The organism is Erythrobacteraceae bacterium WH01K (genome assembly GCA_027941995.1).
GTDB lineage: Bacteria > Pseudomonadota > Alphaproteobacteria > Sphingomonadales > Sphingomonadaceae > CAJXSN01.
The window spans coordinates 1,429,478-1,447,982 of the sequence record CP115966.1; the positions used below are offsets into that span (position 1 = coordinate 1,429,478).

19 protein-coding genes and 1 tRNA gene are annotated in these 18,505 nt (G+C 61.7%); 13 read left to right on the forward strand and 7 right to left on the reverse strand.

From position 1 onward, the window contains the following. Position 1: 1 nt before the first annotated feature. The 4 genes from mltG to PF049_07120 all read left to right on the forward strand — a co-directional run bounded on the left by mltG (position 2) and on the right by PF049_07120 (position 3,132). Positions 2–970, forward strand: coding sequence for an endolytic transglycosylase MltG (mltG, locus tag PF049_07105; protein WBY15390.1), 969 nt, complete (start codon positions 2–4; stop codon positions 968–970). Beyond that, entirely contained in the window at positions 967–1,515 is a 549-nt protein-coding gene (locus tag PF049_07110) for a 2'-5' RNA ligase family protein (GenBank protein ID WBY15391.1), read from the forward strand. The genes mltG and PF049_07110 overlap by 4 nt, the downstream gene beginning before the upstream one ends. A 108-nt stretch (positions 1,516–1,623) precedes the next feature. Further along, positions 1,624–1,700, forward strand: a tRNA-Met gene (locus PF049_07115). A gap of 178 nt (positions 1,701–1,878) precedes the next feature. Continuing rightward, positions 1,879–3,132, forward strand: coding sequence for an integrase arm-type DNA-binding domain-containing protein (locus PF049_07120; GenBank protein ID WBY15392.1), 1,254 nt, complete (start codon positions 1,879–1,881; stop codon positions 3,130–3,132). A 7-nt stretch (positions 3,133–3,139) separates the two neighbouring features. On the opposite strand, the gene PF049_07125 is transcribed toward PF049_07120, so the two are convergent. Then, complete coding sequence (locus PF049_07125) at positions 3,140–3,343, reverse strand: DUF5818 domain-containing protein (protein WBY17874.1); 204 nt, start codon at positions 3,341–3,343, stop codon at positions 3,140–3,142. Beyond that, positions 3,340–3,942, reverse strand: a complete 603-nt coding sequence (locus PF049_07130; GenBank protein WBY17875.1) for a lytic transglycosylase domain-containing protein — start codon at positions 3,940–3,942, stop codon at positions 3,340–3,342. Before PF049_07130 ends, PF049_07125 begins: the two co-directional genes overlap by 4 nt. Before the next feature lie 138 nt (positions 3,943–4,080). Between PF049_07130 and PF049_07135 the strand changes: the two genes are divergently transcribed. The 3 genes from PF049_07135 to PF049_07145 all read left to right on the forward strand — a co-directional run bounded on the left by PF049_07135 (position 4,081) and on the right by PF049_07145 (position 11,390). Then, positions 4,081–4,989, forward strand: coding sequence for a toprim domain-containing protein (locus PF049_07135; protein ID WBY15393.1), 909 nt, complete (start codon positions 4,081–4,083; stop codon positions 4,987–4,989). A 75-nt stretch (positions 4,990–5,064) separates the two neighbouring features. After that, complete coding sequence (locus PF049_07140; protein ID WBY15394.1) at positions 5,065–9,312, forward strand: strawberry notch family protein; 4,248 nt, start codon at positions 5,065–5,067, stop codon at positions 9,310–9,312. 104 nt (positions 9,313–9,416) lie between these two features. After that, positions 9,417–11,390 carry a ParB/RepB/Spo0J family partition protein gene (locus PF049_07145; protein ID WBY15395.1) on the forward strand — a complete coding sequence of 658 codons (1,974 nt, stop codon included), beginning with the start codon at positions 9,417–9,419 and terminating at the stop codon, positions 11,388–11,390. 229 nt (positions 11,391–11,619) lie between these two features. Here PF049_07145 and PF049_07150 read toward each other — a convergent pair whose 3' ends face one another. The 4 genes from PF049_07150 to PF049_07165 are packed head-to-tail and all read right to left on the reverse strand — an operon-like array spanning position 11,620 to position 13,885. After that, positions 11,620–12,012 (reverse strand): hypothetical protein, encoded by a 393-nt coding sequence (locus PF049_07150; GenBank protein ID WBY15396.1) that lies wholly within the window; start codon positions 12,010–12,012, stop codon positions 11,620–11,622. Beyond that, the gene (locus PF049_07155; protein ID WBY15397.1) at positions 12,009–13,340 is read right to left on the reverse strand and encodes an NAD(P)/FAD-dependent oxidoreductase; all 1,332 of its coding nucleotides are present in this window, start codon (positions 13,338–13,340) and stop codon (positions 12,009–12,011) included. Before PF049_07155 ends, PF049_07150 begins: the two co-directional genes overlap by 4 nt. Beyond that, positions 13,333–13,479: a GDCCVxC domain-containing (seleno)protein gene (locus PF049_07160; protein ID WBY17876.1), complete on the reverse strand. Its 147-nt coding sequence runs from the start codon at positions 13,477–13,479 to the stop codon at positions 13,333–13,335. The genes PF049_07155 and PF049_07160 overlap by 8 nt, the downstream gene beginning before the upstream one ends. 58 nt (positions 13,480–13,537) lie before the next feature. Continuing rightward, positions 13,538–13,885 (reverse strand): mercuric transporter MerT family protein, encoded by a 348-nt coding sequence (locus tag PF049_07165; protein ID WBY15398.1) that lies wholly within the window; start codon positions 13,883–13,885, stop codon positions 13,538–13,540. A 75-nt stretch (positions 13,886–13,960) separates the two neighbouring features. Between PF049_07165 and PF049_07170 the strand changes: the two genes are divergently transcribed. The 6 genes from PF049_07170 to PF049_07195 all read left to right on the forward strand — a co-directional run bounded on the left by PF049_07170 (position 13,961) and on the right by PF049_07195 (position 18,118). Then, positions 13,961–14,350, forward strand: a complete 390-nt coding sequence (locus PF049_07170) for a helix-turn-helix domain-containing protein (GenBank protein ID WBY15399.1) — start codon at positions 13,961–13,963, stop codon at positions 14,348–14,350. A gap of 221 nt (positions 14,351–14,571) precedes the next feature. After that, a complete protein-coding gene (locus tag PF049_07175; GenBank protein ID WBY15400.1) occupies positions 14,572–15,501 on the forward strand; it encodes a zincin-like metallopeptidase domain-containing protein in 930 nt (309 codons plus the stop codon). Between the two features lie 11 nt (positions 15,502–15,512). Next, positions 15,513–15,953, forward strand: coding sequence for a hypothetical protein (locus PF049_07180; GenBank protein WBY15401.1), 441 nt, complete (start codon positions 15,513–15,515; stop codon positions 15,951–15,953). 219 nt (positions 15,954–16,172) lie between these two features. Beyond that, on the forward strand, positions 16,173–17,108 hold the full coding sequence (locus PF049_07185) for a DUF2493 domain-containing protein (GenBank protein ID WBY15402.1): 936 nt from the start codon (positions 16,173–16,175) through the stop codon (positions 17,106–17,108). A gap of 71 nt (positions 17,109–17,179) precedes the next feature. Then, positions 17,180–17,449 carry a hypothetical protein gene (locus PF049_07190; GenBank protein WBY15403.1) on the forward strand — a complete coding sequence of 90 codons (270 nt, stop codon included), beginning with the start codon at positions 17,180–17,182 and terminating at the stop codon, positions 17,447–17,449. Positions 17,450–17,719: 270 nt separating this feature from the next. After that, the gene (locus PF049_07195; GenBank protein ID WBY15404.1) at positions 17,720–18,118 is read left to right on the forward strand and encodes a single-stranded DNA-binding protein; all 399 of its coding nucleotides are present in this window, start codon (positions 17,720–17,722) and stop codon (positions 18,116–18,118) included. A 66-nt stretch (positions 18,119–18,184) separates the two neighbouring features. Here PF049_07195 and PF049_07200 read toward each other — a convergent pair whose 3' ends face one another. After that, positions 18,185–18,451 carry a DUF6437 family protein gene (locus PF049_07200; GenBank protein WBY15405.1) on the reverse strand — a complete coding sequence of 89 codons (267 nt, stop codon included), beginning with the start codon at positions 18,449–18,451 and terminating at the stop codon, positions 18,185–18,187. Positions 18,452–18,505 lie beyond the last annotated feature (54 nt).

Here is an 18,505-nt window from a genome sequence, read left to right on the forward strand (position 1 = left end):
GATGAAAGGCGTGAAGGGCCTGCTTGCGATTGCCGCGTTGGTCGCGCTGGCCGGCATCGCATGGCTGGGCAGCGGTTGGTGGGTCGGCAGCCAGGTCGAGGAGGAGACGAGCTTCATCGTGCCTTCCGGCGCAACGCTGACATCTGTCGCGGGCAAGCTGGAGGAAGAAGGCCTGATCGGTTCTTCCGACGGTTTCCTGCTGCGCGCCAAGATCCTCGGCAGCGGCGATCCGGTAAAGGCGGGCGAGTTCCTCGTGCCCGAAGGCGCAACCGCTTCGGCCATGCTCGATACGTTCCAGCATGGCGAGACGATCAACCGCTTCGTCACCATTCCCGAAGGCACGCCGTCCATCGTCGTGCACGAAATCCTGATGGCAGAGCCCTTGCTGACGGGCGAGATACCGGTCCCGGTCGAAGGCAGCGTCCTGCCCGACACGTACAGCTTCGAACGCGGGGAGGATCGCACCGCTGTCCTTGCCCGGATGCAGGCCGCGATGCGCAATTACCTGGCCGAAGCCTGGCCCAAGCGCACATCCGACATCGCCGTCGACACGATCGAGGAAGCGGTCACGCTTGCCAGCATCGTCGAGAAGGAGACAGGCGTCGCGCGGGAACGGCGGATGGTGGCAGGCCTCTATTCCAACCGCGTGAAGACCGGGATGCTGCTGCAGGCCGATCCCACGATCATCTATCCCATCACGAAGGGCAAGCCGCTGGGCCGCCGCATCCGCCAGTCGGAAATCGCCGCGATCAACGGATACAACACCTACACCCGCACCGGTCTGCCCGAAGGTCCGATTACCAATCCCGGGCGCGAGGCCATCGCGGCCGTGCTGGACCCGGCGGAAACGGACGCGGTATACATGGTTGCCGACGGGACGGGCGGCCACAAATTCGCCAGGACGCTGGCCGAACATAACGCCAATGTCGAGGAATGGTATGCCCTTCGCCGCGAGCGGGGCGAGATGTGAGCGGAACGCCCGCAGGCGACGATACCACAGACTTGGCGGACACCGATCCCTTCATCCTGACCGCCCGGCTCCCGCCCCACCTTCACAGCTGGGCCACCGCCCTGCGGACCGAGCATTTCCCGCCGGAGCGCAATTATCTCGAAGCGCATGTCACCCTGTTCCACGCGCTGCCCCCGCAATGCGGCGACGAGATCGCAGAGGTGCTGTCACGGGTTGCAGCGCAGACCGCGCCCGTCCCTGCGCGGCTGCTCGGTATCATGTCGCTGGGCGGCGGGACCGCGCTGAAACTGGAAAGTCCGGCCATGCTGGCTCTGCGGGACGAGATCGCGGAGCGGTTCCACGGAATGCTGACGAAACAGGACCAGCACCGGCCCCGGCTGCACGTGACGATCCAGAACAAGGTAACGTCGAAAGAGGCAAAGGCGCTGCAGGCGCAGCTGGCGGGCAGGGTGGAGGAACGCGCCTTCGCCTTTCGCGGGCTGGAACTGTTCCAATATCGCGGGGGACCGTGGGAAAAGGTCCGCGATTTCGCCTTCCGCGGATAAAACCGGGCCCGGGAGCGAGCGAAGGCAAAACGCGCTGTTGACCGGAGGAAAACGCCGCCGTAAGAGCGCCGCCTGCCGCGAGCCACATTGGCTCGCCTGGCCCTGCGGGGCGGAGTAGCTCAGGTGGTTAGAGCAGCGGAATCATAATCCGCGTGTCGGGGGTTCGAGTCCCTCCTCCGCTACCATTCTCGAATCCGCATGGGTTCGCTTGGGGCCGCATGCATCCGCAAAATTCAATTAAAACAGAATGATGTGAGCGATTCGCGTCCGCTTGCGTGCGCTTGCATTCGCTTGAAGCCGGATTTGGTGTGGGGGTATTTTGGGGGTATTTTCCGGGGGTAGCGAAAAGGAGCGATACCCCCAATGGCCTTGAGTGAGATTCAGATCAAAAAAGCGAAGGCGGCAGAGCGCCCATACAAGCTTGCGGATGGGGAGGGTCTATTCCTCCTTGTTCAAAAGAACGGCTCGAAGCTCTGGCGGCTGAAATACCGTTACCACGGTAAGGAGAAGCTGCTTTCTTTCGGCGCCTATCCCGAAGTAGGAATAGCGGCAGCAAGAGAACTCAAGAAAGTTGCCAAAGGTGTGCTGGCTGAGGGCAGGGACCCGATGGTCCACAAACCGGGTCGGGACTTCGAAGAGGCCAAGACCTTCAGGGCGATCGCCACCATGTGGCATCAGAACAGAGCAAGTAGTCTCGATCCCGCGCATGCGAAGCGTGTCTGGTCACGCATGGACCAGGATGTGTTTCCTGACTTGGGCGAGCTCATGATGCATGAGATCACTCCACCAGAAGTGCTAAAGGTCATTCGGAAAATCGAAGAGCGCGGCGCGCTCGACATCAGTCGGCGGGCAAAGCAATGTATTGGACAGGTGTTCCAGTTCGCTATTGCCAGCGGCCTTTGTGATTCCGACCCTACTGCGCATCTTCGCGGGGCACTGAAGCCACGGCCTCGGGTCAAGCATATGGCGAAGCTACCTCTCGCGCAGCTACCCGAGCTGATGATTAAGATCGGGCAATATCAAGAAGAGGGTGAGAGACGCTCCGAGATTACCCGGGCAGCATTGAATTTCGCTCTTCTTACATGGGTGCGGACGAAGGAGCTTCGATTCGCCAAGAAGCACGAGTTCGAAGATATGGGTGGACCTTCACCAGTATGGCGCATTGGCGCTGACCGGATGAAAATGGGCCGCGAGCATATCGTGCCACTGTCGCGACAAGCCGCTTCTCTTGCTCAGGATTTGATCAGCAAGTCCGAAGGTAAATACGTCTTTCCAGGCCAGAAGCCCAAGATGCCGCTCTCAGAGAATACGATGATCTATGGCCTCTATCGGCTCGGTTACCACGGGCGGCAAACTGTTCACGGCTTCAGGGGTCTGGCGAGCACCTGGGCGAATGAGCAGCTTGTCGAGGTCGGCGATCCCCCGATGTGGATCCGTCGATATCATGAAGACTGGGTCGAACTGCAATTGGCACACAGCGAAGAAAACGAAGTTCGCGGAGCATACAATGCTGCCGAATATCTCGCTCCTCGGCGTGCAATGTTGCAGGATTGGGCAGACTTCCTCGACTCCATCGGCGGCAAGCCGCAAAACATTGCGGTCTTGAGGGCCGCTTGACCTGCTCCTAAGCGGACACCTGACCAAGCCATTCGACGCGAAGCCGGTCGAACCCGACGACAATACCCTCTGCGGTAACTTCAAATCCGAAGTCATCGTTTGAGGGTTCATAGTCTTCAAGAACCCAGTGATCACCGGCATCGGTTACAATTGCAGCTCCCCGAGGAAGATGCTCGAGCCGTCCGCTGATCCTTTTCCGATTCGTAGTCATATCGAGCTGTATGCCATCCATCGGTCGATAACGCTCTTCACATATCCAGGCGTTTCCCGATTTTTCGGTATCCCGCCGGCTCGCGACACGGCGCCGGGTCCAGCGTTGTAGGCGGCCAGCGCGAGATGGATCGCACCAAAGCGCTCTAGCATCTGCTTCAGATACCGCGCGCCACCGTCGATGTTCTGAGCCGGATCGTGGCGATTGCTGACACCGAGTTCTCTTGCCGTTCCCGGCATCAGTTGAGCGAGACCAGCGGCGCCAGCCGGACTGATCGCCATCGGGTTGAACCGCGATTCCTGCCAAATCAGGGCCTGAAGCAGTCGAGGCGGTAATTGGTATCGCGCTTCAGCTTGCCGGATGAGTGGCTCGTACAAAGCTTCCTTGAAGCTTCTATCGATATAAGCCTTGCCGCCTTCTGGTTTGGCCAAGTCGATTGCAGTCGGGTTAAAGCCAAGACCTTTGTCGGTTGTAACCTCAACTTTGCTGAGGTCATGGTCGAAGACTTGAAACTCCCGCGCCCGCGCAGACCCGGAAATCGCTATCGCTATCGCAATCGCTAGCGCACCGCAACCGCAGGCCACCAGATACATTCGCATCGCATAACCTTTCACCTTGCCTCGATCTGCAAGAGAACATAAATAGAACAAATAGGTGTAGGAAAACGCTTTTTTGCGTGCTTATCCGAGAGGAGAGAGGGTCGGTTGGAGGGGCAATTGTGAGGCGATGGAGCCGGTATGCCCGTTTCGAATTCAACCCTGTCACGTACCTCGCTTGAGGACACCGCCCGCAAGATCTGCGAAAGCCGGGGCGGCAAGTGGTCCGGCACCAAGGGCATGGCCTGCTGCCCTGCGCATGATGATCGCACGCCGTCACTCGGTGTGTCGCTCGGCCGACAGGCCATCCTCTTCCATTGCTTTGCGGGATGCGATCAGCAGAGCGTGTTGTCTGCATTGGCGCGTGAAGGATTCGAGGCACCGGCGCTTTTTTCAGCTTCTGCGACCACCAACGGCCCCGAACCGACCAGCACCCGCAAACCCTCGGCGGCAGCGCTGAGGATCTGGCGCGATGCACAGCCACTGCGTGCCAGTCCGGCAAAGGAATATCTTGAGAGCCGCGGCATCCTCGCCGCATCTCCAGCGCTCCGCTTCCATCCACGAACGCCGCTTGGTCCAAAAGGACGGACCCGCTTTTTGCCCGCCCTGATCGCGGCAGTCAGCCTCGACGAGGGGCCGGTCGCCGTCCATCGCACGTTCCTTTCGGGCAATACCAAGGCCGCTTTCGACAAGCCGAAACGCGCGCTTGGCGCGCTCGGTGAATCTGCTGTCCGCCTCTTCGCTCCGGCCTCTGGCAAGCTCGGCCTTGCTGAAGGCATTGAAAGCGCAATGTCGGCTTATGCTCTCACCGGTGTCCCCGTCTGGGCGACCCTCGGGAATGAGCGCTTCGGCCTCGTCAGTGTGCCCGAGAGCGTGACCGAGCTTCATCTCTTCGTCGATCACGACGCTGGCGGCGAGCTGGCTGCGTCGCGTGGCCTGTCCGCCTATGCTTGCGATGGACGCACGGTACATGTCCGCAAACCGTCATCACGCGACACCGATTGGAACGACGAACTCACGGCATGGCTGCGCCGCAAGGCGGCGCCGTAGAGGAGAGAGGGCTTCTCGAATTCCTGATCCGGCAGAGGGCGTATCCCGATGCCTTCATCAGGAGGACGAATTGCCATGTTTCAATCAGACCTGTTTCCCACCGGCGAGCAGTTGCCGTCAATGCCTTTGGCCTACGCTATCGGCACCCGAGTTGCCGAACTACTCGCTTCGGGACGGCATCTTACCCGTGCCGACATTTCCGGGCTGTTCGCCGAAGAGACCGGCACCCCGGACTGGGGAAGCGCCTGGACCATCGATGACTACAACAACGCGGTCGAGATCGGCGCACTGCTCTGGCTTAGGGAGTCCTCATGCATCGATCTGGCAACAAGCGTGCACGAAGCCGACGCGCGGCTCGACTGGCTCGAAGCAGCCTTGCCGCCGCGGCATGTGCGCAGCGAAACACAGGTCGAGCTCCAGCAGTTCTCGACCCCGCCGATGCTGGCTTGGCTGATGGCGAAGGCTGCAGCTTTATGCGCGCAAGACACACTCCTCGAACCATCCGCCGGCAATGGCGCCCTCGCTCTCTGGAGCTCCCTCCAGAATGCTTCGCTGCTCCTCAACGAGATCGATCCGGCAAGACGAGATGGTCTGGCCCACATCTTCCCTTCGGCCACGATCACTGCGCATGACGGGGAACTGATCGCCGACCTGCATCGCGGCCCCATTCCGTCGGTCGTCCTGATGAATCCGCCGTTCGCGCGTAGCCAAGAACGCGGCAAGGATGGCGAGACGGCGCAGCGCCACCTTCGTAGTGCAATCCGGGCCGCGGCCAGTGGCGCAAGGATAGTCGCCATCATGCCCGAAGGCTTCGATGCTTCCACTTTCGCCAAGTCACAGCAAGAAGCGTCGCTGCTCCTCCATGTTCGCTTGCAGCAGATGTTTCGCCGGACAGGGACGGGGATTGCCGTTCGCCTGGTCGTCATCGACAAGACGCCGACTGCGTCTTCGCCCGCAATCAACGGGGATACCTGCGACCTGATCGCGCTCCACGCGCTTGTCACGAAGCTTTCGCCAAGGGCGAATATATCCGCCAACCTCCATCGCCTGCCAGTCGGAAAACCATTGCGCCTCGTTGGCAAGACTTCGAACCAACGCACGCCGGTCCGGCCGTTGGCGCCTTTCGCAGCGACATCAAAAGCCGCAGCGAATGCGATCGACCTCACCTATTCGGTCCTCGCCGAACCCGCGCCGGTGCCCGAACAGACAGGCATCTACCTACCTTACCGGCCAAGCCGAATCGCTTTCGAAGGCGCGCCGGTTCATCCCACCCCACTCGTGGAATCGGTCGCCATGGGGTCGGTTGCGGCTCCGCAGCCGAACGTTAGCCCGCGTCTCCCCGCAAATTGGCAGGCCAATGGCCTCTTGTCCGAAGCGCAATGCGAGACACTGGTCTATGCTGCCCAGGCATTCGCACGCGATCTCCCGGGGCGCTTCAAGGTCAGCCAGGAAGGCACCTCGCTCGAATTGTCGGGGAATGGGCACGCCTACCGACAGGGCTTCTTCCTCGGCGACGGAACCGGAGCGGGCAAGGGACGACAGATCGCCGCAGTCATCATGGATCGCTGGCTCGCAGGCGAGCGCCGCCATGTCTGGATCACCAAGAACGAGGCGCTGCTCGAAGATGCACGCCGCGACTGGGAAGCGCTTGGCGGGCTGCCGCTCGATCTCCAGCCGCTCTCGCGCTGGAAACTCGGCCAGCCCGTCACGATGTCCGAAGGCATTCTCTTCGTCACCTACCCGACGCTGCGCTCGGGGCGCGCCGACGATACGCGGCTCGACCAGATCCTTGCCTGGGCGGGCGAGGATTTCGATGGCGTGATCGCTTTCGACGAAGCCCACGCCATGGCCAATGCGCTCGGGGGCTCTTCAATCCGCGGCAAGGCCAAGGGCTCCGAACAAGGGATGGCGGGCCTCAGGCTGCAGAACCATCTCCCGCGCGCCCGCGTGCTCTATGCTTCTGCCACTGGCGCTTCGGATATTGCCAACCTCGGTTACACTTCCCGCCTCGGCCTTTGGGGACCCGAGACCGCTTTTCCGACCCACGAGGCATTCATGACCGAGATCCGCGCTGGCGGCGTCGCGGCGATGGAGCTCGTCGCCCGTGATCTCAAGGCCCAGGGCCTCTATCTTGCCCGTGCGCTGTCCTTCGCCGGGGTCGAGTACGACATCCTCGAACATAGCCTGACCGAAGCACAGGTACGGATCTACGATGCCTATGCTGATGCCTGGGCGATCATCCACCGCAACCTCGAAGCGGCGCTCGAAGCAACCCGCGTGGTCGACGAGGACAGCGGCGACACGCTCAACCGCAATGCCAAGACTGCGGCGCTATCGATCTTCGAAGGCACCAAGCAGCGCTTCTTTGCCCAGCTCCTGCTTTCGATGAAATTGCCGAGCCTGATCCCCGCGATGGAAGTAGCGCTTGGCGAAGAGCATTCGGTTGTCGTGCAGCTGGTCTCGACCGCCGAGGCCATGCTCGACCGGCGCCTTGCCGACCTTACCGTGGAAGAACGCGAAGCTCTCGATATCGATCTGTCCCCGCGTGAATACGTCATCGACTACCTTACGAAGAGCTTCCCGATACGATTGATGCAGGTCTTCGCCGACGAGGACGGCAATCTTCGCTCCGAGGCGATGAGCGACGGAGAGGGCAATCCCGTTTTCTGCCCGCGCGCAATTGCTGCGCGCGATGCGCTGATCGAACAGCTTTGCGCACTGCCGCCCATCGCCACTGCGCTCGATGCGATTATCGAACATTTCGGAACCGACGCCGTGGCCGAAGTCACGGGCCGGACCCGCAGGCTTGTCCTGGGCCGCGATGGTGAGCAGCGCCTCGAACGGCGTAGCCCCAGCGCCAATGTCGCCGAAGCCCAAAGCTTCATGGAAGGGACCAAGCGCATCCTGGTCTTCTCGGATGCGGGCGGTACGGGGCGTTCCTACCATGCCGACCTCGGCTGCCGGAACCAGCAACGCCGGGTCCATTTCCTGCTCGAGCCGGGCTGGCGCGCCGACAACGCTATCCAGGGTCTCGGTCGTACCAACCGCACCAACCAGGCCTCGGCTCCGCTGTTCCGGCCGGTAACCACCGACGTGAAGGGCGAGCGCCGGTTCATATCGACCATTGCGCGAAGGCTCGACGCATTAGGCGCGCTGACGCGCGGCCAGCGCCAGACCGGCGGACAAAACCTGTTCGACCCGGCAGACAATCTCGAAAGCGACTATGCGCGCGACGCGCTCACCCGATGGTTCCAGCTGCTTTATGACGGCAGGCTCGAAGCCACCACATTCGGCAACTTCGTCGAGCGAACGGGCCTCCGGCTCGAAAGTCCAGATGGTGGACTGACCGACAATCTCCCCACGATCCAACGCTGGCTCAACCGCATTCTTGCGCTGCCGATCGCGCTCCAGAACGCGATCTTCGAGGAGTATCTCGGACTTGTCGAAGCGCGGATCGAAGCTGCGCGCGAGGCCGGAACGCTCGACCAGGGACTGGAAACCGTGAGGGTCGATCATTTTACGGTCCTGGCAGATGAACTCCTGCGCACCGATCCCGTGACCCGAGCCGAGACCCGCCTCGTCTCGCTCGAAGTGACGAGGCACCTTCGGCCTCTGCAATTGCAGCGCCTGGTGCGGATGCACGAGATCGGCAGTCGGCACGCGATCCCGATGCGCAATATGCGGTCAGGCAAGGTCGCGCTGTCGGTTCCAGCCCGTCGCCTCATCGCCGACGACGGGGCCGTGATTGAACGCAGGCGCCTGCTGCGCCCGCTCAAGTCCGCGAACTGGACCCTTGAGGCACTCGCTGAGAGCCACTGGGAGGAAATTGGCGTCTCTGCGTTCACCAGCGCCTGGCGGGCCGAGGAAGAAGAGGCGGCCAAATCACCGGTCACTGAGCGAGTCCATTTCGCTACCGGACTTCTGCTTCCGGTCTGGAAGCGCCTCCCAGGCGATCATGTTCGGGTCACCCGGCTCGTTGCCGAAGATGGTCAGTCGATCATCGGTCGCGAAGTGCTCGATATCGATCTCGCTGCGATCGCCGATACCTTTGGTCTATCCGGGGTTACCGGACCATCGGCAGAACAGATCGGCGCGCTTGTGATTGCCAGCGGCAAACCGCTGGGCCTTGCTAGCCATGATCCACTCACCGTGAAACGCTCGCTGGTCGGCGGCGAACAGCGCCTTGAACTGATCGGCTTCTCCCCCGATCGGCTCGACTGGTACAAGAACAAGGGCTGCTTCACCGAGATCATCCGCTACCGCACGCGGCTGTTCGTCCCGGTGTCGAGAGCCTCGTCGGTCCTCCCCGCGCTTGCCGCCTGATCCTTAGGGCAGACCCCAATCTCAGAATGAGAGTGGAGGGAGCCCTTTGGGCTTGTGGGCCTCGTGATCCTCACCTGCGCCTTCATTCCATCAGGAGAACACCCATGATCCATTCGATTCCCTTGAAGAAGCTCGTCCCGAGCCCGCGCAACGTTCGCAAGTCGAGCGACGTGCTGGCCGACCTCCAGCTGCGGGTAGACATTGCTGCGCGCGGCCTGCTGCAGAACCTCGTCGTGCGCAAAGGAAAGCGCGGCAAATTCGAAGTCGAGGCCGGCGGTCGCCGTCTCGCCGCGCTGCAGGCGCTGGCCGAAGAGGGCACCTTGCCTGACACGCACGAAGTCACCTGCCTCGTGATCGAAGGCGAGGAAAGCGAAGTGCGCGAAGCCAGCCTCGCCGAGAACTTCCAGCGACTCGCGATGAACCCGGCCGACGAGGCGCAGGCCTTCGCCTCCATCATCGAAGCAGGAGCTACGACGGAAGACGTAGCGCGACGCTTCGGCCTCACCGTCCGGTTCGTCGAAGGGCGCCTGCGTTTGGCAAGTCTGGCACCCTGCGTCTTCGAAGCGCTCGCCGAAGGCACGATCACGCTCGACATGGCCAAGGCCTACGGCGCGATCTCCGACGTCGAGCGCCAGGCGCATGTCTATGCCGAGCTGCAGGATGCCTGGTACCAGATCACGCCTGACACGATCCGCCGCATGGTGCTTGATGCCACGGTGCGTGGTTCCGATCCGCGGGCCGTGCTTGTCGGACGCGATGCCTATCTCGCCGCAGGCGGCCGGATTGAGCGCAAACTGTTCGACGATGACGCCAGCGAGAGCTGGATCGATGTCGCGCTGCTCGAAGACCTCGCGCACAAGGCCATGGACGAAGCCGCAGAAAAGACCGCGCTCGAATTTGGCCTTGCCTGGGTCCGGCCGACGCTTGGCAACTACGTCAGCCACGACCTTGTTGAAGGTCTCGGTCGCTTGCCCTGCGAGCCTGCGCCAATGACCGAGCAGGAAGCGCAGGAGCTCGGTGAGCTCGAGGCCGACTACGACCGCGTCGCCGCCGTGCTCGAAGACGAAGACAGCGACGAGGACGAGGTCGCCAAGGCCGAACAGGAACTCGTCGTCATCGACCGCGCCATGCGCGCGCTCAATGACCGGCCGCCGGTCCTCGCTGACGAACTGAAATCCGAGGCTGGTGCCTTCCTAGTCCTCTCGCGCAATGGCGAGCCGACCTTGGTCCCGCAGTTCTACACCGAGACCGAAGTCATCGCTGACGAAGGCGTGATCGAGGCCATTGAAGAGAGCGGTGCGGCGAAGCCCAAGGGCAGCTCGCTGTCCCAGCGCCTGCTCGACGAACTGGCCATGCAGCGCCGCGACATCCTTGCGATCCATCTCGCCAACGATCCGGCACTGGCGCTCGACTTCATGGTCTTCACGCTTGCCGATGTCGATGGACATGACTGGCGCGCCAAGAAAGCGTCGACGCTGGTCGGCTCTGTCGCTTCCGGCCCGGTCACCGGGTTTGAGGCCAAGGATGCGCCGGCGAGCGCTGCCCTGGCCGAGTTTGCCGGGTCGCTCGATGAAAGCTGGCGTGCTGGTGAATGCGACGTGAAGCGGTTTGCGAGGTTCCGGGCGCTTTCCGATGAGGCGCGTTCGGCCTGGCTCGGCCATGTCGTCTCGCGCACTCTAGTTGCAAGCCTTGCGTGCGAAGGCGAACGTTCGGTGCCGCTGCACGAGGCGCTTGGCTCGTTACTTGAAATCGAGACCGCGCATTGGTGGCGTCCCACGGCGGCCAACTACTTCGACCGCGTGGCCAAGGCTCGCACGCTCGAAGCGCTCGATGGCGCCGGCGGTCCCGAACTCGTCAGTCGCTATGCCGCATCGAAGAAGGCCGAACTGGCGAGCGCTGCCGAGCGCATCTTCTCCGGCAACTTCATTGGCGAGCCCGAGGTCAAGGAACGGGCGCAGGCCTGGGTTCCACCTATAATGCGTTTCGCCGGTTCTGAAGAAGCCGAACTGGCGGACCACGGAGGCGACGAGGCGGCCAACGTGGAAGCAACTGACGAAATTGCCGAGCAGGCTGCCTGACCCCTCCTGACAGGTCCAGGTCACTCGGCGGGCGGTCCGTCCCAATCGGGACGGGCCGCCTTTTCCATGTCAAATTTTGGGCCGGTTGCTAACAGTCCGCTCCCAGGCGACTGCGCAGCAGAAGCAGACGGCAGTCTGCTTGATCGAGACCACCCGCTCGTGTTCGCTTTGAAAAGGTTCTTGGTGGAGAGGGTCTCGTTTCTATTTCGCTGTGAACAGAAACCTGAGCTTACGCCGGTCTTCGCCAATACTTCCCTGCTATCCGTTCGGCGATAAAGCTGCCAGCAACTACCCCAAACGTGACCCAGATGATGACGCTTGGACCGTGTTTCCCGAAATCAGCCAAGCCGAATGCCACCATGGCAAAAAGCGCAGCACCAATCAGAAATGTTGGCCCTGCGATCATGCAGTGAAGCCGACGGCAACGCAAAGCGTTTAACGAGCACGCCGCCCCCATCCATAGGAACAGCACCGCCGCGATTTCCACCCTCTCGTTCGGTTGCAGAAGTTCTGCGGTAAAGTTTAGGCCGATTAGCGCCGCAAACGGCACGCCCCAGATTAGGATACGGTGCAGACGGTTGGCGGCCAAGTCACGCTTGTTGGTGGCTTCCGCGTTGCTCATCCCAACATATACCCTGCATCGGAGGCCGCCGTCGGATAAGCGAACATGGTAGATTTGATGTCGTCCGCGTTTAGCCCATGGCGCATGGCCAAGCCGAAGATATTGACGAGCTCGTCGGCGTCAGGGCCGACCAAGTGGGCTCCAAGGATGCGTCCCGTTCCGTTCTCGACCAGCAGCTTGTGGCCGTAGATCTCTTCGTTCAGCCGCCTCGCCGAGAACCAACCAGGGTGCGAGCCAGCATGCACCGTGAAATCCAGCCCTGCCTCACGCGCCTCGCTTTCCAGCATTCCGACCCTGGCCGCCGGCGGCTCCGTGAAAAGTGCACTTGGCACCCCTCGATAGTTCGGAGTTCGACCGGTATCATCGAGTATGTTTTCTACCACGACCTTGGCATCGTTACTGGAGACTGGAGTCAGTGGCGGGCCATTTGCAGCAGCGTCACCTGCCGCGAAGACCTTGGGGTTACTTTGGCTCCGTAGCTGGGCGGTAAGTGCCAAGCGACCCGCGTCACAGGCGACGTCTCCCGCCTCCAGATCGAGCGAGCCGATCGCAGGGATTCTTCCGGCAGCGTGCACCACCAGGCTCCCTTCGATCCTGCGGTCGCCAGCATGGACGGTCAGCACGCTGCCTTTCTTCGTTACGCGGTCCACTTCAGCGTCCACAATTTCGATGCCGAGATCATCGAAACTTGGCATGAGCCAATCGACCGTGTCAGGGTCGAAGGCTTTCAGAATGCGGCCTCGTTGGAAGATTGTGACCTTTGCACCGGCGCGCGCGGCGAGGTGGGCAAATTCTGCGGCAATGTATCCGCCGCCGACGAATACGATCCGATCTGGAAGGGTTTTGAGTTCTAGGAATGCATCGCTGTGAATCAGCAATTCCTCACCTTCGATCCCAAGCGGTCGAGGCTCTGCTCCCGTTGCGATAAGAGCGTGCGAGAAACTCAGTTCCCGGTCGCCTATCACGATCCTGTCGGGGCCAGCAAAGCGTGCCGCGCCGTGAAAAGTCGCGACGCCCTTACGCTCGTAGCGAGCTTCCTGCTTTTCAGGGACGGGGTCGGTAAAGCTGCGCTTGAATGCCTGGAGGTCGGCCCAATCAATTGAAACCGAGCCCTTGATGCCCTTCCCCTTCATTCGCCTGTATGCCGCGAGCGCTTCCTCTCCGCTCACCATCATCTTTTTCGGGTCGCACCCTCGAAGCGCACATGTGCCACCGTAAGGCCGATAATCGATAACCGCGCAGCGCTTCCCGGCGTTGGCCATCTGGTGGACCGCGACCTGCGCAGCAGTTCCCGATCCGATGGCGACGAAATCGAAAGCCTCAGCCATGGCAGCAATCCCCTTCCTGTATTGGGGGGCAGGGAACGGTGCCGTACGAGCAAAACACGCAGCAATCGCCTTGGAGCGGCTGAAGGCGAACGCCGCAACCCGCGCAGTTATGGAAGAACAGGCAAGCGTTGGTCGGCATTTCCATGTCCTCCTCATGACCGCATTCGGGACAGCGCAAGCGCGAGATCAGGATCGGATCAGCCATAGAGGAAGGCACCTGTCAGCAGCGCCGCACCGATGGCAATTCCTATGGCGGTCAGCGCTCGATAAGTCGATGATCCGCATGCACTGTCCGCCGGGCATGTTCGTGCCTGCCGAAACTGCCAGAGCAAACGGAGGGTCGCAGCGAGAAGAAGAGCCGACGCCAGGGTCAGCAACGGGACGCGATAGGGGGCCAGGACCGGCGAGATGCTGCCAAGCCACGCCGAGCCCACACCCACCGACGCGAGCATCAAGGGCAGTGCACAGCATGCAGCTGCCCCGAAGGCTGCAAAGATACCTCCGCCCGTCGCCAATCCGTTCCACCATGTGCTGATGCCGCGCATCGATCGTCCTTTTGCAAACCTCGATTCGCACACCTATTTACAGTCTGTAGCAACTACAGACTCAAGAGGTTGGCTTTGAAAATTGGCGAAGTGGCGAAGCGGACCGGGTGTAACATCGAGACAATCCGGTATTACGAACGGATAGGCGTTATCGATGCTCCGCCGAGAAGGGGCGCCTACCGCGACTATGGTCCTCACGACACGGAGCGCCTCCGCTTCATTCGGCGCGCGCGCGAACTCGGATTTTCCCTCGAAGAGGTGCGGGCATTGCTTGACTTAACGCCAGGTCAGGAAGTGCGTTGCGATGAGGTGCAATCGATCGCCGAACAGCACCTCGCAAACATCCGTGCGAAGCGGGCCGACCTTGAGCGTATGGAGAACGCTCTCGCTAAACTGATCGAGCAATGTGGCACCACGAGCAATGATCGGTGCCCGGTATTGGAAAGCCTCGCGGGCGAAGGCTAGCCCAGCGAATTCAAGCTACAGACCAACGGGTTTCCACCCAGCACTCAAAATTGGCGCAGCCTGCCGGATCAGAAAAGCAAGCGGTCCGCTTTCGGGCACCTTGCAATGTGCGGCCTACGACCAGAATTGGGGCGCATAACGGTCATCATTGAAGGAGAGAGGAGGCAGCTTTGCTCATCCTGAGCCGGGATATGTCCGTCCCGGCCATCAGGAGAACTCCCATGACCAAGTATCGCCGCAGTGCTTCGACTTCGCCAGCCCAGCGCATTACCGCTGCCATCATCGAAAAGCTCGAGCAAGGCACAAAGCCCTGGGTCAAGCCGTGGCGTGGCGTACCGGTTTCGCGGCCCTTACGCTCCTGCGGGACCCCCTATCGCGGGATGAACACCTTCTGGTTGTGGACGGTGGCCGATGGCTGTGGCTACGCCTCGCCCTACTGGATGACCTACCGCCAGCGCCAGCAGCTCGGCGGACAGGTCCGCAAGGGCGAAAAGTCGACCATCGCAATCTTTTACAAGAGCTACACCAAGGAGGTCGAGAGCGCCGAAGGCGAAGCTGACACCGAGAACCGGCGCGTGCTCAAGGCCTATGCCGTGTTCAATGCCGACCAGTGCGACGGCCTCCCCGACTTCTACCATCCAGAGCCACTGGTTGCCGCGCTGGAGCCCTATGGACGAGAAGATCGCCTTGATACCTTCTTTGCTCATGTCGGCGCACACCTGCGCCACCATGGCGCGCAGGCTTACTATGAGCCGTTGCGCGACCGGGTCACCATGCCGCCAGCCGAACTCTTCGAAGCCTACGACCAATACTATGCGACGCTCGCACACGAGCTTTCGCACTGGACGGGTCACTCTTCGCGGCTCGACCGCGATCTCAAGAACCGCTTCGGCAGCGACGCCTATGCCGCCGAGGAACTGATCGCCGAACTTTCCTCGGCCATTCTCGGGGCAGAACTGGGTCTTCCTGTTACCCATCTCGACCATCACGCCAGCTACATCGCGTCTTGGCTCAAGATCCTCAAATCGGACGAGCGCGCGATCTTGACCGCTGCGGCCAAGGCCGAGGAAGCGGCAAGCCTGTTGCTCGAGCTTGGGGGTCACCAATCCTGCGATAGCGAGGCCGACATCGATCTCTCTGATGCAGCCTGAGGAGCAGTGAGATGGGACGTTCCGTCAGCTATCCAACTGGCTCCGTGGTGGCCTTTCGCCTGCTTGATGAGGGCGAAGGCGGCGATGTCGACTGGGTCTACGAGTGCCTGGTCGACGAGGTCATCGATATCACGAAGGCGACCTTTCCTTCCTTTGAACGCTTCGATGGATGGCGCGGCCGCGAGGACCGCATCCTCCTGCGAAACGCCTTCGCCGATTGCGGCATATCGACCTATTGCGGGCTCGCCGCGATCTGGCTCGCCGAACGCGATGATGCCCGGTACTGGGAGGCGGATTTCTACATCCCAAGAACGGCAAGGGCACGGCACTGGCTCGCCCAGGTGTCAGGAAAGTTCATCGACCTGTTTGGTGAGCTGCGCCTGGTTGGGCGGTTCTCGAATGGTGAAGCGATCTTCGAGCGCTCCCGATCCACCTGCGACAGCGGCTCCTGATCCTGCCTCATCCCAGTCCGCCGGGAGAGGCCCTTGGGCCGGTCGTGGCGAGCCGCAACCTGCGGCCCGTCGGCCCGTGTTGCCCGCGCCAGCCTAGGGCCGCAGGTTTCCCGCTGCGCGGTGCGTCTCGCCCCTTCTCCCGGCTCTGATCGGGCTCCGGCGGACAGGGCCGAGGCAATGGTGCCTCCTCTCCTTGTCCCCGCGATCAGGAGACACCCCATGTACGACAGCTTCATCGACCAGTTGAGCGGCCTTGACCTTTCAAGCCTCAGCATCAGGCCCGCCCCATTCAATGCAACCGACTTTCCCTGCGAGGACGCGATCGACCAGACACTTGGCGCCGTATGGTCCGACCTTTTCGCGATGTTTTCCGACACTGCTTTGGAGGCTGATGCCGAGGATATTGCCTGGGGCATGGTCAATCTCTTTCACCGCGCAGCCAGCCGTAAGTCGGCTCAATTGGATCGGGCCAGCGACGAGATCCGGACTCTGCTGGCATCCGCTGATGGATCCGAAGTGCATTCGAGCAATCTGGAAGAGCAGGTCGAGCGCGCGCAGGCTGCCGAAGCCAGCATGCTGGCCTTCGAGCAAATGCGCGAGGCGACGGCAGCACTTTATCGCGACGAGACCGGTTCCTCGTGGAAGCCCGTTTCCGGCTCGCGCACGAACCATTCGCGAAATCTCACATCGGCCGTGATCGATGCCCGCGATTTCCTCCGCGCACGCGCGGAGAACCGGCGTCATGCCCTGATTCCGGAGGGCACTCCGGTAGTCTTTGCCGGTGGTCGCCAAAGCTTCGAGAGCGCCGAGGATGCGAAGCGTTATGCCGAAAATGTTTGGGCGACGCTGGACAAGGTTCGCGATGTGGTTCCTGATCTCTTCCTGGTTCATGGTGGCGACGGCAAGGGTGCCGATCGCCTGGCCGCGAGCTGGGCCGAGCGCCGCGAAGTACAGCAACTGACCTACTCACTTGATCGTCGGCTTGGTGCCCGCGCCGGATTCAAGCGCAACGAGCAGATGCTCTCGCTCAATCCGCGCTACGTTGTCGCCTTTCCGGGCAATGGCGTGACCGAACGGCTCGTCATCGATGCCAAGGCGCGCCGGATCACCGTGGTCGATCGTCGTGGCCACTTGGGCACCTCTCCCGGGTCCTGAGGGGCCCTTCATCATCTGCATGAGAATTGCCTGGATGTGCATTCGGCGCCGACCCGACTATGCATGAGGTCATGCAACTTGACGATCTGCTGCAGCGCTACTTTGCTACCACCGACCTCTCCGCGGTTGCTCCCGACACATTTGCAGCCGGCATCGAGCATTGCCGGGTCGATTTCGGCCTTGAGGAGGACCGGGGCAAGCGCTTTGCACTGTGGTCGTTCCTGCACATGTTCGGGTCCGCCCCCGACCTCGATGTGGCGTTCGAGAACGAGGAAGACCGGGAAGCTGCGCGCAACTTTATGGATCTCCTAGCGGCATCGGAAGACGATGGGGCAAGCTGATTGCATCGGGAACACGCGAGCCTTCAGACCCGCACCCGATACCCATCCGGCTTTTGTCGCGAACAGTCCTGAACCAGGCCAGCTGAGGACAGCAACCCGTTCCTTTGACGGCCGTGTTGTCGCGCTTCGCGCGCCTGCCCGCACCACCCGTCATGAACAGGTTTCCCTTGGAGCTTCGCTCCTGCGGTGCAGTCCTCCCATGCCCTGCTTCTTCTGGATGTTCGCAAGCCGGAGATGGTCTCCGGTTTGAGGAACTGAAGGACTTACACCATGACCAATATCGCAATCCTCACCGGTCGCATCGCCCGCGAGCCCGACACCCGCGAGACCAAGGGCGGCACCAACGTCACCGGGATCACCGTCGTCACCGATCGCCCAGCACGGGACAAGGACGGCAAGACATACAAGGACGAGAACGGCTACACCGCCAAGGAAAGCGAGTTCCACCGAGTGACCTGCTTCAACGGCCTTGCCAAGACCGTCGGCCAGTACTGCTCCAAGGGCCAGCTGGTCAGCGTCCAGGGCCGCATCCACTACACCCAGTGGGAGGACAAGGACGGGGTCACCCGCTACGGCACCGAAATCCTCGCCGACAAGGTCGACTTCCTCTCCCGCGGCAACGGCTCCGGCGAGAACGACGACAACAAAGATGCTCCCGAGATCGACTGAACTCTCCCGTCGATCTCCCTCCCGAAGGGGTCCTGTCCAACCGGACAGGGCCCCTTCTTGCTGTTCCTACTCTCCGGATGGCTGTTCGGTGCGAGGAGACGAGCGAGCCGGTGGAAGCAGCTTCTGCAGAGACGCCTCTTCACCGAGCTTTCCGAGCTCTCCGGCAACTCTTGCGAGCGCCTTCTTCGAGAAGGTCTCAAGCCCCGTTCCCAGGATGATGCGTCCCAGTTCTAGGGCGGCTTGAGCTTCAAGTAGCTTCTGGCGCTCGGCAAGTGCCAGCCGGTCGGCCTCGAGTTTCCGGAGTGCTGCGACAGCGCTTCGTTTGGTTGGCATCGGGGTTCCTTTCCTGCACCCCTCGGTGGTTCCTCCCTTCGATCAACATGCACC